The sequence below is a fragment of the Arthrobacter sp. P1_D12 genome (genome assembly GCF_056406175.1).
On record NZ_JBFUAR010000026.1, the window covers coordinates 22,752 to 36,437 of the forward strand.

Here is a 13,686-nt window from a genome sequence, read left to right on the forward strand (position 1 = left end):
CACGGCCGGCGCGGCCGGCACACTCAGCCGGCGCGGGCGGCCAGGGAGGCGCCCGCACCGGCAAAAAGCTGCAGCTTGGCGGCTCAGCCGAACTGCTTGAGCGTCACTGCCGTGGCCAGGGCAGCGGTAACGGCCTCGTGACCCTTGTCCTCGGTGGATCCGGGCAGGCCTGCCCGGTCGAGCCCCTGCTGCTCGGTATCGCACGTCAGCACGCCAAAGCCCACGGGAACCCCGGTGCGGACGCTGACCTCGGTCAGGCCCAGGGTGGCCGCCTCGCAGACATATTCGAAGTGCGGGGTGCCGCCCCGGATGACGACGCCGAGCGCCACGACGGCGTCGAAGTGCGGTGCCAGCCGGGCCGCCGCGACCGGAAGCTCAAACGTGCCGGGCACGCGCAGGACCGTCGGCTCACTGATCCCGGCGTCCTTCGCGGCGCGCAGGGCGCCGTCGAGCAGTCCGTCCATGATCTGGGTGTGCCAGCTCGCGGCCACAATGGCGAGCTTGAGCCGTGAGGTTTCTTCGGGCTTGAAGGTGCTGAGGTCGATCTGGGGGGCGCCGTGGCCGCTCATAGGGTATTCCTTGCTGTTGAGTCTGGTGGTCGTGTTGCTGCCGGGTCAGTCCTGGTCGTGCTCGAATCCGGACAGGCCGGCGGCCGGAGCCGGTTCAACGTCCAGGACCAGGCGGTGGTCCATCCGGTCCTTCTTCGTCTGCAGGTAGCGGATGTTCTGCTCCCGGGAGGGGACCTCCGTGGGGACCATCTCCACCACCTTGACGCCTGCCTGCGCGAGCCGGTCCTGCTTGTCCGGGTTGTTGCTCAGCAGCCGGATCTCGTGAAGACCCATCTCCGCGAGGATCTGGGCCGCGGCCTTGTAGCAGCGCGCGTCGACCGGCAGCCCGAGCTGTTCGTTGGCCTCCACGGTGTCAAAACCGGCCTCCTGCAGGGCGTAGGCCTTCATCTTGTTCGCCAGGCCGATTCCCCGTCCCTCCTGGCCGCGCAGGTACAGCAGGGTGCCGCCGAGTTCGTTGATCAGCTCGAGGGCATAGGCCAACTGCTCGCCGCAGTCGCAGCGGTAGGAGCCAAACACATCGCCGGTGAGGCACTCCGAATGGAGGCGGACCAGCGGTGGCTGGCCGTCAACCGGCGCCATCGGTGAACTGACGGCCAGGTGCTCCGCGCCGGTGGCGAGGTCGGTCCAGGCCTGTGCCACGAAGTCACCGAAAGCGGTGGGCAACTGGACGATGGGTCCTGCGCTGACCGGATGCGGTTGACGGGCCATGGCCGTCTCTTCTCGGGTCTCCGAAGTCGTCACTATTTCTCCTCCATCAGACAGGGTCCGCTGCGTGGCTGCCGTGCTGTTCCGCTTCAAGATACGCCACCAGATCCGCAATCGAAATCAGGGGGCAGCCATGCTCGATGGCGAAACCGCGCAATCCGTCCAGCCGCATCATTTCTCCGTTGTCGTACACAAGCTCTGCTATCACGCCCACGGGCTCCAAGCCCGCGAGCCGGCACAGGTCCACGGCCGCTTCGGTGTGGCCGGGACGTTCCCGCACTCCCCCCTTAACGGCGCGGAGGGGAAAAACATGCCCGGGACGGGTCAAGGAATTTGGCCGGCTTTGCGGGTCGGCCAGGATCCGGGCCGTCAGGGCGCGGTCCGTGGCGGAAATTCCGGTGCTGACACCCACGGCGGCGTCGCAGGACACGGTGTAGGCGGTGCCCTTGGCGTCTTCGTTGATTGCCACCATTGGCGGCAGCCCGAGGGCGTCTGCCCGGTCGGCGGCGAGCGGTACGCAGATCACTCCGGAGCTGTAGCGGACTGTCCAGCCCATCAGCGCGGGGGTGGCGTGCTCGGCGGCGAAAATGATGTCGCCTTCGTTCTCGCGGTCCTCGTTGTCCACCACCAGGACGGGGCGCCCGGCTGCCATGGCGCTGGTGGCGTCCTCGATCGGATCGAGGCCTGCACGCCCGGTGCCGGCAGCGGTGGCGCGGAGCACCCCGGCCACGTCATGGCCGGGCTGGTCCGTGACCCGGCTCATTTCGCGGCCCCGTCCGTGAGGGCGGCTTCTCCGGCGGAACCTTCGGCTGCCCTGTGCGCGGCGGGCGATGAACCGCCGGCAAAGGACAGCAGGCGTTCTGTGTACTTCGCCAGGACATCGACTTCGAGGTTTACATGGCCGCCGGGTGTCTTCTGGCCCAGGCCGGTCTCGGCCAGGGTGGTCGGGATGAGCCCTACTTCAAACCAGGGCGCCGGATCGTTGGCCGGACTGACTGCCGTGACGGTGAGGGAGACGCCGTCGACGGCGATTGATCCCTTTTCGGCGATGTACCGGGCCAGCCCGGCCGGCACCGCGAACCGCAGCCGGTCCCAGTTGCCAAGCCCCTCGCGCTCCACGAGCTGGCCGACGCCGTCGACGTGGCCCTGGACCACGTGGCCGTCCAACCGTCCCCCGGCGGGGACGCAGCGTTCCAGGTTGACGGGATCGCCCGCAGTGAGTTCTCCGATCGTGCTGCGGACCAAGGTCTCGCCCATAACGTCAACGCTGAAGTCCCTGCCGTCGATCTGCGTGGCGGTGAGGCAGACGCCGTTGACCGCTATGGAACCGCCCAGGGCGAGCCCGTCCGTGGTGCCGGGCGCATGGAGCCGTACGGTGGCGCTGCTGTCCCCGTTGCGCTCAACGGAGAGCACCTTTCCCTGCTCGGCGATAATTCCGGTAAACATCAATTGCCTCCTGCGGCGGTGTCCGCGCCGGTGCGGTGCGGGGTGGTATCGGATGAAGTAGGGGTGGCGGCCGGGCGGGCCGGGTCAGCATCATCGGCGGTGGCGGCCGGGCGAAGATGGAGCCGGAGGTCGCGGCCGAGGACCTGGACGGCGCCGCCGGATGCCCGGTCCCATTCCCACCGCTGGGCATCGGCCAGGGTGGTGATGCCGAGGTCGTCCAGGGCGGCGGTGCCGGAGCCAAGCAGTGTGGGCGCCAGGTAGACGATGAGTTCGTCGACCAGGCCGGCGGCCAGGAACGCGCTCAGGATCCGGGAGCCGCCCTCCACCATGAGGTGCCGGACGCCGTGTGCGAACAGCTGGTCCAGGGCCTCGCGCGGGTCGCGGGTGGCCAGGTGCAGGACGTTGCCGTCGGCTCCGTGGATGGCGGCGTCGTCGGGAATGCCCCGGTACCCCATCACGGCGCGCAACGGCTGTTTGCCCTCTGCTTCGCCGCCGGCGTTCCGGGCGGTAAGCCGGGGGTTGTCGATCAGGACCGTCTGGGTGCCCACCAGGATGGCGTCTATCCGGCCGCGCAGGGCGTGGTTGTCGGCGAGCGATTCCGGGCTGGAGATCCACTGGCTGGTGCCGTCGCTGGCGGCGATGCGGCTGTCGAGGGTCTGGGCGATATGCAGGGTGACGAAGGGCCGTTTGGCGGAGACGGCGTCGAACCAGCGCCGGTTCAAATCCAGCGCCGCCTCGGCCGCCAGCCCGGAGCGGACGCGGACGCCCGCGGCCCGGAGCGTCACGGCGCCGCCGGCGGCCGGGTCGTGGGGATCGTCGACGGCGTAGATGACGTCGGTGATGCCGGCGTCGATGATCGCCTGCGCGCAGGGCCCGGTGCGTCCACAGTGGTTGCAGGGCTCCAGCGTCACCACGATCGCCGCGCCGCGGAGGTCCCGGCCCGCCGCCTTCGCCTGGCCGATGGCGTCGGCTTCGGCGTGGGCAGTCCCGGCTCCGCGGTGGTAACCGGTGGCGAGGTGCGTCCCGTCGGCCCCGACGACGACGGCGCCGACGAGCGGGTTGGCGCCCCGCGGGCCCTGCGCCGCGGCGGCCAGGGCAGCCTGCATCGCAGCATTCTCGGCAGCGTTAAACGCGGCAGTGCCGGACGGGGCAGTGCCGGACGGGGCGGCGCTGAATCCGGCGCTCACGCCGGCGGTGTTGAGGGCACTCACTTGGCCACCACGGGGTCGGGGAAGACGGTTTCGACCGTGACCGGCCGGTTCGCCAGCCTGGAGGCACGCCACCAGACAAAGAACCCGGCCAGGGTGAAGAAGCCGTAGAAGAGGTACATGACGGCGCTGGCGTAGTAGCCGGCGCTGAACAGCAGTGGCACACCGACGATGTCCACCGCCACCCAGATGAGCCAGAACTCCGTCCAGCCCCGCGCCATGCCGTATGTCGCGAGCAGCGAGCCCATGAACGTCCACGCGTCGGCCCAGACCGGCGGGTAGGAGCCGAGGGAGTCGAAGACCGGGGTAAGCGCCATGGTGCCGGCCACGAGGCTGAGGGCAAGAATCACCCGGGTCTGGTTGCCGGCCCAGCGCGGCGCGACGGCAGTGCCGCCGCTGCCGGACTTCCTGCCCTGCTGCCAGCGGTACCAGCCGTAGAGGGCTACGCCGATGAACATGACTTGGCGTCCGGCCTGGCCCCACAGCGTGGCCGGCGTGGCGGAACCGAAGACGTTGCCCAGGAAGACCGTCAGGAGCAGCAAGTTGCCGGCGATGCCGACGGGCCATGCCCAGACCCGGCGGCGCATGCCACCGACGGCGCTGGCGAGGCCAAAGATGTTGCCTAGCACTTCACGAAGAATCAGGACAGATCCGCCTACGGGGATCTGCGCTTCGAAGAGCCATCGCAAGGGGTCCATGTGTGTGTCGTTCCTTCCCTCAAGAACCGCGATGGCTCCGGGGTATACGACAGCGCAATTATGCGGCGCCGTTGGGGCGCCGCAGTAACAGCTGTACGTGCTTCTCTCATCCAGACTTTAACTGTCGGTACCGGAATTTCACCGGTTCAACCGTTTGCCGGCTTCCTTCCCGAGGGAGGGCGCTGGCGCGCGGGTCGCGGACTGTCACCGCCGGTTCGGACTTACACCGACCCCGGAGCACGTATGTGTGTTGTTATTCTGACACAACTGCGGCCCTGCCCGGGGTATTCCCCGGATGCCGATGTTACGCCCGGCGTCATCTTCGCAGCAGTTCCCTGCCGGGACCGCGCGTCAGCGGGACCCCGCCGCCCGGAGCCTTTCGACAGCCGCCGCCGGATCCGCGGCGCCGTAGACGGCTGACCCCGCAACAAAGACGTTCGCCCCCGCCTCTGCCGCGCGCACGATCGTCTCCTCGGTGATGCCGCCATCCACCTGCAGTGCCACCGCGACCCCGGAGCCGTCAATGGCAGCGCGGGCCCGCCGGATCTTGGGCAGCGTCAGGTCCAGGAAAGACTGCCCGCCGAAGCCTGGCTCCACCGTCATGATCAACAGCAGGTCCAGTTCCGGGAGCATGTCCAGATAGGGCTCCACGGGGGTGCCCGGACGCAGCGCCATGCCGGCTTTGGCCCCGCGGGCGCGCAGTTCCCGCGCGAGTTTGATCGGCGCGATCGAGGCTTCGGCGTGGAACGTCACCGAGGCAATCCCGGCGTCGGCGAAGCCCGGCGCCCAGCGGTCCGCGTCGGCGATCATCAGGTGGGCGTCCAGCGGCACCGGGCTGACGGCCTGGATGCGCTGCACCACAGGCAGCCCGATGGTCAGGTTGGGCACGAAATGATTGTCCATGACGTCCACATGCACCGCATCGGCATTGCTGATACGGCGCAGTTCGGCCTCAAGGTTGACGAAGTCAGCCGAAAGGATGCTCGGGTTGATGCAGCACTGGGCCATGGATTTCCTTCACGTTCGTACTTTGCTGGTTCGTTCTTGGTGGCAGTGCCCCAGTATCAGCGAAACTCAGGCCAACTTGCGAATCAGCGCCAGGAACATGGCGTCCGTCTGGTGCACGTGCGGCCAGAGCTGGGCGGTGAGCTCGTGCCCGGCCTCGAGGTGGCCGGTGAGGCTGACGCCGTCCAGCACGGCGCCGGCGTCGAGGAGCTCGAGGTCCTCGCGCTTGCGCAGGGCATCACTGACGACGGCGGTGGTCTCTGCCGGGTGCGGCGAACATGTCACGTACGCCACCACGCCGCCGGGCTTGACCGCGTCGATCGCGGAGTTGAGCAGCTGGCGCTGCAGCGGGCCAAGGTCCACGAGGTCCTTGGGCGTGCGCCGCCAGCGCGACTCCGGACGCCGGCGCAGGGCGCCCAGGCCGGTGCACGGGACATCCACCAGGACGCGGTCGAACGACTCCGGCTGCTCGGCGCCAATGTCGCGGCCGTCCCCGGTCCTTACCTCCCAGGCCTCCCGCGGGACCGCGGACAGGGCCTGCCGCACGAGTTTGGCACGGTGCGGGGCGGACTCGTTGGCCAGCAGGTGGGCGCCCCGCTGCCGGGCGAGGGCTCCGAGCAAGGCGGCTTTGCCGCCGGGACCGGCACAGAGATCCAGCCAGCGCTCCCCCGCGCCCCCGCTGTCCGTCTCCGCTTCGCCGCCAGAATTTGTGCCGGGGTCTGCGCTGATGTTGTTTTCGGGCCGGGCGCCGGGGGTTGTGCCGAGATCGACGGCGGCCATGGCGCGGGCCACGAGCTGCGAACCGACGTCCTGGACACGGGTGCTTCCGTCACGGACCGAGGCGAGCCGGCCGAGGTCCCCGCCGCTGGAGAGCGCGGATCCCTCGACGAGCTCGCCCGGGGTGGCCCCGCCTTCCAGGGCCTCGTCGAGGCTGCCGACGCCGGGCAGCGCCACAAGGTTCACCACGGGTGCGGCGTTGTCGGCTTCGAGGAGCGCGTCAATCTCAGAAACCGCCCGGCCGTGGGCCACGAGCGACTGGCGGAGCGCGCGGACGATCCATTCCGGGTGGGCGTAGCGGATGGACGCGATCGTGGTGGCATCGGTCTCGGTGCTGAGCAGCAGGTCGAGCCACTCGTCGAGGGTGCGGGCGGAGACTTTGCGCAGGACGGCGTTGATCAGTGCGGAGGGCCCGGCCCCGATCACGGCGCGGGCCAGCCCCACCGTCTGGTCCAAGGCGGCGTGAGCGGGCACGCGCATGGCGAGCAGCTGGTGCACCCCGATCCGCAGGGCATCCAGGATCGCGGGATCCAGCTCCTCAAGCGGACGGTCCACGCACCGGGCCAGGATGGCGTCGTACGTGCCCTGGCCGCGGAGGGCGCCATAGCTGAGCTCGGTGGCGAAACCGGCGTCGCGCTTGTCCAGCCCGTGGTGCCGGATCCGGGCCGGGAGCACCAGGTTCGCGTAGGCGTCCTCGGCGGCCACGGCGCGGAGCACTTCAAAGGCAACCAGCCGGGCCGGATCGGCACGGCGGGTCCGCTGGGACGGGGCGCTCTCGGTGAAGCCGCGCTGCGGGCCGCGGTTGCGTTCCCGGCCCTGGGCGTTCCGCCTGCTGCCGCCCCCGGCGCCCTGGCCACTGCCTCGGCTGTTGCCGCTGGTCCCGGAACCGCTCATTCGAATACCACGCTTTCAAGTGTTGCCTGCCCACGCGCCCAATCAGCGGCGGCCATCATTTTCTTGCCCGCGGGTTGCACCCGCGTCAATTCCACCGGGTGCGATCCCGTACCGACGAGAACCCGTTTCCCGTCCATGGCCAGCTGTCCGGGCCGAAGCGCCGCCGAGTCCGCTGCCGGCAGCACTGGCTCCAGTTTGATCCGCTGGCCCTCCAGAAGTGTCCAGGCGCCCGGCTCCGGCGTGACGCCGCGGGCACGGCGGCCGATCGCCAGGGCGGGCTGCTGCCAGTCGAGCCGGCCGTCTTCGAGACTGAGTTTGGGTGCCAGGCTGACGTCGCCCTGCTGCGGGAGCGCGACGGCCTTGCCGGCGTCGATGGCGGACAGCGTTTGGGCCAGCAGGACCGCGCCGCTGTGGGAGAGGCGTTCGAGCAGGGCCCCGGCGGTATCGGCGGCGTGCACGGTCTCCGTGAGGGTCCCGAAGACCGGACCGGTGTCCAGCCCCTCCTCCAGGCGGAAGGTGACGGCACCTGTGACGTCGTCGCCGGCGATGACGGCGCGCTGCACGGGGGCTGCGCCGCGCCAGGCCGGCAGTAAGGAGAAGTGCAGGTTTACCCAGCCGTGGCGGGGGACAGCGAGGGCCGCGGGGGGAATCAGCCCGCCATAGGCCACGATCGCCGCAACGTCCGGTGCTGCGGCGGCAATGCGGGCGGTGACCCCGGCATCGACTTTGGCGGCGTGGATGATCTCAATGCCGAGCTCGGCGGCCCTGGCGGCCACGGGCGACGGCGTCAGGACGCGTTTGCGTCCCAGCGGTGCGTCCGGGCGGGTGAGGACAGCGACGACGTCGAACCCGGCGTCGACAAGGGCGTCGAGCGACGGCACGGCGACAGCGGGGGTTCCGGCGAAGAGAACCCTCACGGGGTGATTCCGAAGCTGGACCCGCCAAAGCTCGTCCCGACGCTCTTCGCGCGCTTGGTGGTTGTCTGTTCCGTGATGGCGTCGTAGTTGGCATTGCGGATGGCGCGCAGGGCGGCCTTACGGTCTTCGCCCTCGAGCCGGTCGGTGTAGAGAATGCCGTCCAGGTGGTCGGTCTCGTGCTGGAAGCAGCGCGCCAGCATGTCCTCGCCCTCCACGGTGACGGGGTTGCCGTGCAGGTCCACGCCGGTCACCCGGGTGTGGCGGTACCGGCGGACGCGGAAGCCCAGACCCGGGATGGACAGGCATCCCTCAACCTGGTCCGGCTGGAAGTCCTCGCTGCTTTCCAGCACGGGGTTGACGATGTGACCCTCGACGCCGCCGATCCGGTAGGTGAAGACGCGCAGGCTCACACCGACCTGGGGCGCGGCCAGGCCGGCGCCCTCGACATCCTCCATGGTTTCGGTCATGTCGGCGACGAGCTTTGCCAGTTCAGGCCCGAATTCCGTCACGGGATCGGCGACTGTGCGCAGCACAGGATCTCCGATGATGCGGATATTCAAAATGGCCATGTGCAGTCTGTCCTCACGGTGGGCGGCTAGGGGTCCAGTCCAGTTTAGTTGCAGCTGCCCGTGCTTCTGTTGGTTGCTTCTGGTCAGCGCTTCACGGGCGGCGCCAGCGGGAGCAGTGCTGCTCCGGCGGTTGCCGTGTCGGCGGACATCTCCCACACGCGGCGCAGCGCACAGAATTTCCACCAGTGATGCTTCAGGACCTCGGGGTTGGCCCGCTGCGGACGGACCTCGGTCTCGCCGACCGCCACGGCCAGGAGGATCGGGGACTCGCCGTGCTGCCAGGCCTCCCACTCCCCCGCGACGGGATCCACGAGGCTTTCCTCAGCCTTCATGCCCGCCACGAGCTGCATGACCACCTTGTCATCAAGCGGTTTGACGGTACCGTCCCGGCTGGTGCCCTTGGTCTTGTAGTCGATAAGACAGGTCCGGCCATTGATCCGTGCCACGAGGTCCAGGGTGCCGGCATAGCCGACCGTCTTGTTCCACACCGTAATTTCCGGAGCGATGGGTTCAACCTGGAAGAGCTCCCACCATTCGTCGAAGCGTGCCGCGAAGGCTTCCTCGCCGTTGGCGGCCAGCGCCTCCCGTGTTTCCTTCATCTGGTGCGGCCGGCCGAGCGCACGAAGCGCAACCTGCTCGCAATAGTTGTGGACCCGGTCGCCGCGTTTGGCGGCATCGTCCCGGTACGACTCCGCCGCCTTGGCGGCCCGGCTGACCGCCTGCCGCAGTTTGGCCGGGCTCCCCAGGATGCCGGGGAGCTCGGGATCCTGGGCCAGGCTGTTGGCGCCCATGTACCCGAACCAGCCATCCAGGCCGTGCGGCTGCTGGCCGATCACCGTGGTGATGGAAGGGACGGAGAACTGTGCCGACGTGGAGCGGGCGTACATGCGGCCATAGTCCGTGGCGTGGGCGAGGAGTGGAGCGGTCATATGAAGACTCTTTCACGGGGGTCAGACAACGATGAAAAGCAAAATGGCCCGCCCCGCTGAGTCAGCGGAACAGACCATTTCGTTAGTGGGCGATACTGGGTTCGAACCAGTGACCTCTTCGGTGTGAACGAAGCGCGCTACCACTGCGCCAATCGCCCTAACGACATTGAATGCTAGCCCACCCGGGCGGATTTTAGAAATCGGCCCGGGGGAACCTGGCCGCGGCGGGAATGCGGGCCCAATACTCCCCCGCAACGGGCTTGTGCACGGGCAGTGTCCACCAGCCCCCCGACCCGTTCCAGTCGTGCCACTCAGAAGGCCCGGTCAGTAGTCCCGGCGCCCCTTAGGACCACGGCTGGACACCGACGCTAATTACAGCGCTGTAATTAGCAAAATCCCCTAGAACTCGGGGAAGTAAGGCCATGGAACGCGGGCCAATGGGTCTCGATTTGTAGATTCCCAGAACCTCCTATAGAGTTCTTACTCGTTGGAACGCGAGGAAATGCCGAATGCGGCAAGGAAATGCACACCAACAATGCGGACGTAGCTCAGCTGGTAGAGCACCACCTTGCCAAGGTGGATGTCGCGAGTTCGAATCTCGTCGTCCGCTCGCAGGACACTGTCACGGCAAAGGTTCTTCGGAATCCTGTCTACACGGTGGGTTGGCCGAGAGGCGAGGCAGCGGCCTGCAAAGCCGTATACACGGGTTCGAATCCCGTACCCACCTCGGTGAAAACCCTGGTTTCCGGTTTCGATCGGATGCAAGGGGCGATTGGCGCAGCGGTAGCGCGCTTCCCTGACACGGAAGAGGTCACTGGTTCGATCCCAGTATCGCCCACCAGAGCAAGGCAACTTGCTTGATGCAGTACCACCGGCCCAGCCGGCATGGACTAAATGCGGACGTAGCTCAGCTGGTAGAGCACCACCTTGCCAAGGTGGATGTCGCGAGTTCGAATCTCGTCGTCCGCTCTCTTCATTACAACTCCACTCCGGATCCTTCCGGTTGCGGGCGATTGGCGCAGCGGTAGCGCGCTTCCCTGACACGGAAGAGGTCACTGGTTCGATCCCAGTATCGCCCACCACAAGAGCAGCTCCCCCGGAGCTGCTCTTTTTTGTGTGCGCCGTTTGTGAACTGCGGGTTTGTGCACTCCGGGCCCTTCTACCCTGTGCACCTGGCCTTCCATCTTTTATCCTCTGGGCGGACACCCTTGGCACCCCCGCCACCTCCCGCTAGGGTAGAAAACGCAAGGAGCGATCTGGCTCCGCGACCGAAGGGAGGTGCCCGTGGGTTTACTTGACGATCTAAAGGGCAAGGCTCAGCAAGTTATTGGTGGCAACGAAGAAGCCATCAAGGACGGCATCGAAAAGGCAGGCGACTTCGTCGACTCCAAGACCGGCGGTAAGCACGCCGGCACGATCGATGCCGTGCAGCGTGGCGCTTCCGACTTCGTGGACAAGGCGAACGACCGGCCGAATTCGGCCCCGGTCGCCGATCAGACTCCCGCAGCCGGTGAGCCCCCCGTAACCGGGGAACCCCGCCAGCCAGGCCTCTGACCCAGATCCGTCAGCGAGGCGCCGGTCCCGCCGAGAGGCGGCGCCGGCACCTCCGGCATTTAACGGCGACTTCAACCAGGCAACGCGGGGTCACTTCGCGCCCATCCGGTGCATCCGGATGGGCCGTAACTGAGCCCGCGTTGGATTTGGCGTTGTACTTGGTGGGAACCGGCGCTAGGACGGTTCGTGGTTTTGGCCCTCGCGGGCCAGCGCGGTCAGCCTGGAGACGGCGCGGAAGTACTTCTTCATGTACCCGCCGGTCATCATTTCCTCGGTGAAGAGCTGGTCGAACGGCACACCACTGGCAAGGATGGGCACGTCCTTGTCGTACAGCCGGTCAGCCAGCACCACGAAGCGCAGCGCAACGGCCTGCTCGGTAATCGTGTGCACGTTCTTCCAGACCACGCCCTCGATCCCCTCCAGCAGCTGGCGGTAACGGCTCGGGTGCACGCCGGCCAGGTGGTTGATCAAGGTGCTGAACTCATCGCGGGCCACGGTCTTGCCGTCGAACTCGGCATGCATGTGGTGGGTCAGGTCATCATTGCGCAGCGGCGACGGCGCGGCCGGCAGGCCACGGTGGCGGAAGTCCTCGCCGTCGATCCGCACGACGTCGAACTGGTCCGCCAGCACCTGGATTTCCCGGGCGAAGTCGACGGCGGCGAAGCGCCCGTCCCCGAGGGACCCCGGCAGCGTGTTCGATGTGGCGGCAAGCTTCACGCCGGCGTCGGCGAGTTCGCGCATGAGCCGGGACATGAGCACAGTGTCGCCCGGATCATCGAGCTCAAATTCATCGATGCAGACCAGCTTGTAGTGGCTCAGGGCCTCAACGGTCTTGCGGAAGGACAGCGCACCGACGAGGTTGGTGTATTCGACGAACGTGCCGAAGGCCTTGGGCCCGGGGGCGGCGTGCCACAGCGATGCCAGCAGGTGGGTTTTGCCCACACCGAATCCGCCGTCGAGGTAGATCCCGGCCCGGGAAGTGTCCTTCTTGCCGAAGAGCCGCTTGAACAGCCCGTCGCCGTCGCGTGCGCCCACGCCGGCCGCAAAATGCTGCAGGGCATGGACCGCATGGGCCTGGCTGGGCTGGGCGGGATCGGGCCGGTAGCTGGAAAACGACACCTCACCGAACCGCGGCGATGGATAGAACCCATTGAGGAGTTCATCCACGGAAACTGCCGGTGTGCGGGCGGCGAGCTGTTCGATCTGTACCAAGGTGGTCCGTTCTGCTGGTCTCTTGTCCCCAGCAAGAATACCGGCAAAGCCTGGCCGGCCCGCGTGCGCGGCTGTGGACCCGCGGCCGGCGTGAGGAAGACCACATTTCCCCGTGTGAACCCGGTGGAGCATTCCCACCGGCCCGTGACTAGTGTTGTAACAGGCCTGGCGCGGCGCACGCTTTCCGCGCCCGGCCTCCTGACCGTTCAAGTGAAAGGCCATCGCAATGACCTACCCCGTTGAGCAGAACGAGAAATTCGCCGCCTACGCCCACCCTGACCGCCTGGTGTCCACGGAATGGCTGGCCACCGCGATCGAGGAGGGGGCCCTCGACGGCGGCAATCTCGTGGTGGTCGAATCCGACGAAGACGTCCTGCTGTACGAGACCGGACACATCCCCGGCGCGGTGAAAATCGACTGGCACACGGACCTGAACGACGAGGTGACCCGCGACTACGTCGACGGCGAAGCCTTCGCCGCGCTGGTCGCGTCCAAGGGCATTTCCCGGGACAGCACGGTGGTCATTTACGGCGACAAGTCGAACTGGTGGGCCGCGTACGCCCTGTGGGTGTTCACGCTCTTCGGCCACGAGGACGTCCGGCTCCTGGACGGCGGCCGGGACAAGTGGATCGCGGAAGGCCGGGCGCTCTCCACCGTCACGACCGTCGCCACCCCCGCCGACTACCCCGTCGTGGAGCGGGACGACGCCCCGATCCGCGCCTTCAAGGATGACGTCCTGGCGCACTTCGGCAAGCCGCTGATCGACGTCCGCTCGACCGAGGAGTACACCGGCCAGCGCACCCACATGCCCGCCTACCCGGAAGAGGGCGCGCTGCGCGGCGGCCACATCCCCACGGCGGCCTCCATCCCCTGGGCCCGTGCGGCGGCCGGCGACGGCACGTACCGGAACCGCGGCGAGCTCGAGGCCCTCTACCTCGGCGAGGCCGGGTTGAACGAAGGCGACGACGTCGTGGCGTACTGCCGGATCGGCGAGCGGTCCAGCCACACCTGGTTTGCGCTGAAGTACCTGCTGGGCTTTGAGACCGTGCGGAACTACGACGGCTCCTGGACCGAATGGGGCAACGCCGTGCGCGTCCCGATCGTCAAGGGTGCCGAACGCGGCGCGGTTCCGGCCGGCCGTTAGCCGCGGTGACCGTGGAGCGGGACCGGTCCCGACAGGGACACAATCGGCGCGCCTGCGTA

14 protein-coding genes, 6 tRNA genes and 1 riboswitch are annotated in these 13,686 nt (G+C 67.9%); of the genes, 7 read left to right on the top strand and 13 right to left on the bottom strand.

Annotation, left to right across the window (positions count from 1 at the left end):
* Positions 1-83: 83 nt before the first annotated feature.
* The 12 genes from ribH to AC1DZV_RS18055 form a co-directional block, all read right to left on the bottom strand.
* On the bottom strand, positions 84-569 hold the full coding sequence (gene ribH, locus AC1DZV_RS18000) for a 6,7-dimethyl-8-ribityllumazine synthase (protein ID WP_028277038.1): 486 nt from the start codon (positions 567-569) through the stop codon (positions 84-86).
* A gap of 45 nt (positions 570-614) precedes the next feature.
* Positions 615-1,277, bottom strand: coding sequence for a GTP cyclohydrolase II (gene ribA, locus AC1DZV_RS18005; RefSeq protein WP_476873133.1), 663 nt, complete (start codon positions 1,275-1,277; stop codon positions 615-617).
* Between the two features lie 46 nt (positions 1,278-1,323).
* Positions 1,324-2,037 (bottom strand): 3,4-dihydroxy-2-butanone-4-phosphate synthase, encoded by a 714-nt coding sequence (gene ribB / locus AC1DZV_RS18010; protein WP_476954294.1) that lies wholly within the window; start codon positions 2,035-2,037, stop codon positions 1,324-1,326.
* Positions 2,034-2,720 carry a riboflavin synthase gene (locus AC1DZV_RS18015; protein WP_459384446.1) on the bottom strand — a complete coding sequence of 229 codons (687 nt, stop codon included), beginning with the start codon at positions 2,718-2,720 and terminating at the stop codon, positions 2,034-2,036. Before AC1DZV_RS18015 ends, ribB begins: the two co-directional genes overlap by 4 nt.
* Positions 2,720-3,931, bottom strand: coding sequence for a bifunctional diaminohydroxyphosphoribosylaminopyrimidine deaminase/5-amino-6-(5-phosphoribosylamino)uracil reductase RibD (gene ribD, locus AC1DZV_RS18020; protein WP_476950209.1), 1,212 nt, complete (start codon positions 3,929-3,931; stop codon positions 2,720-2,722). The genes AC1DZV_RS18015 and ribD overlap by 1 nt, the downstream gene beginning before the upstream one ends.
* Positions 3,928-4,626 (bottom strand): nicotinamide riboside transporter PnuC, encoded by a 699-nt coding sequence (gene pnuC / locus AC1DZV_RS18025; RefSeq protein ID WP_028277033.1) that lies wholly within the window; start codon positions 4,624-4,626, stop codon positions 3,928-3,930. The genes ribD and pnuC overlap by 4 nt, the downstream gene beginning before the upstream one ends.
* Positions 4,627-4,719: 93 nt before the next feature.
* Positions 4,720-4,871, bottom strand: a riboswitch (FMN riboswitch).
* Positions 4,872-4,977: 106 nt separating this feature from the next.
* Complete coding sequence (gene rpe / locus AC1DZV_RS18030) at positions 4,978-5,634, bottom strand: ribulose-phosphate 3-epimerase (RefSeq protein WP_028277032.1); 657 nt, start codon at positions 5,632-5,634, stop codon at positions 4,978-4,980.
* Between the two features lie 66 nt (positions 5,635-5,700).
* Positions 5,701-7,302 (bottom strand): RsmB/NOP family class I SAM-dependent RNA methyltransferase, encoded by a 1,602-nt coding sequence (locus AC1DZV_RS18035; protein ID WP_476950208.1) that lies wholly within the window; start codon positions 7,300-7,302, stop codon positions 5,701-5,703.
* Positions 7,299-8,219 carry a methionyl-tRNA formyltransferase gene (gene fmt / locus AC1DZV_RS18040; protein WP_476943874.1) on the bottom strand — a complete coding sequence of 307 codons (921 nt, stop codon included), beginning with the start codon at positions 8,217-8,219 and terminating at the stop codon, positions 7,299-7,301. The genes AC1DZV_RS18035 and fmt overlap by 4 nt, the downstream gene beginning before the upstream one ends.
* Complete coding sequence (gene def / locus AC1DZV_RS18045; RefSeq protein WP_476950207.1) at positions 8,216-8,788, bottom strand: peptide deformylase; 573 nt, start codon at positions 8,786-8,788, stop codon at positions 8,216-8,218. Before def ends, fmt begins: the two co-directional genes overlap by 4 nt.
* A gap of 83 nt (positions 8,789-8,871) precedes the next feature.
* The gene (locus AC1DZV_RS18050) at positions 8,872-9,717 is read right to left on the bottom strand and encodes a cytochrome (RefSeq protein ID WP_243179171.1); all 846 of its coding nucleotides are present in this window, start codon (positions 9,715-9,717) and stop codon (positions 8,872-8,874) included.
* A gap of 86 nt (positions 9,718-9,803) precedes the next feature.
* Positions 9,804-9,875, bottom strand: a tRNA-Val gene (locus tag AC1DZV_RS18055).
* 379 nt (positions 9,876-10,254) lie between these two features.
* On the opposite strand from AC1DZV_RS18055, the gene AC1DZV_RS18060 reads away from it, so the two are divergent.
* The 6 genes from AC1DZV_RS18060 (at position 10,255) to AC1DZV_RS18085 (ending at position 11,271) form a co-directional block, all read left to right on the top strand.
* Positions 10,255-10,327, top strand: a tRNA-Gly gene (locus AC1DZV_RS18060).
* Positions 10,328-10,373: 46 nt separating this feature from the next.
* Positions 10,374-10,444 (top strand) — tRNA-Cys (locus AC1DZV_RS18065).
* Positions 10,445-10,483: 39 nt separating this feature from the next.
* A tRNA-Val gene (locus tag AC1DZV_RS18070) sits at positions 10,484-10,558 on the top strand.
* A gap of 55 nt (positions 10,559-10,613) precedes the next feature.
* Positions 10,614-10,686, top strand: a tRNA-Gly gene (locus tag AC1DZV_RS18075).
* Positions 10,687-10,724: 38 nt separating this feature from the next.
* Positions 10,725-10,799: transfer RNA gene (locus AC1DZV_RS18080), tRNA-Val, on the top strand.
* Positions 10,800-11,001: 202 nt separating this feature from the next.
* Positions 11,002-11,271: an antitoxin gene (locus AC1DZV_RS18085; protein ID WP_243179173.1), complete on the top strand. Its 270-nt coding sequence runs from the start codon at positions 11,002-11,004 to the stop codon at positions 11,269-11,271.
* A gap of 174 nt (positions 11,272-11,445) precedes the next feature.
* Here the strand turns inward: AC1DZV_RS18085 and zapE are convergent, their stop codons facing one another.
* Positions 11,446-12,483, bottom strand: coding sequence for a cell division protein ZapE (gene zapE, locus AC1DZV_RS18090; RefSeq protein ID WP_028277027.1), 1,038 nt, complete (start codon positions 12,481-12,483; stop codon positions 11,446-11,448).
* Between the two features lie 226 nt (positions 12,484-12,709).
* Here zapE and AC1DZV_RS18095 point away from each other — a divergent pair, with 226 nt between their 5' ends.
* Positions 12,710-13,627, top strand: a complete 918-nt coding sequence (locus AC1DZV_RS18095; protein ID WP_476944202.1) for a sulfurtransferase — start codon at positions 12,710-12,712, stop codon at positions 13,625-13,627.
* Positions 13,628-13,686: the final 59 nt, after the last annotated feature.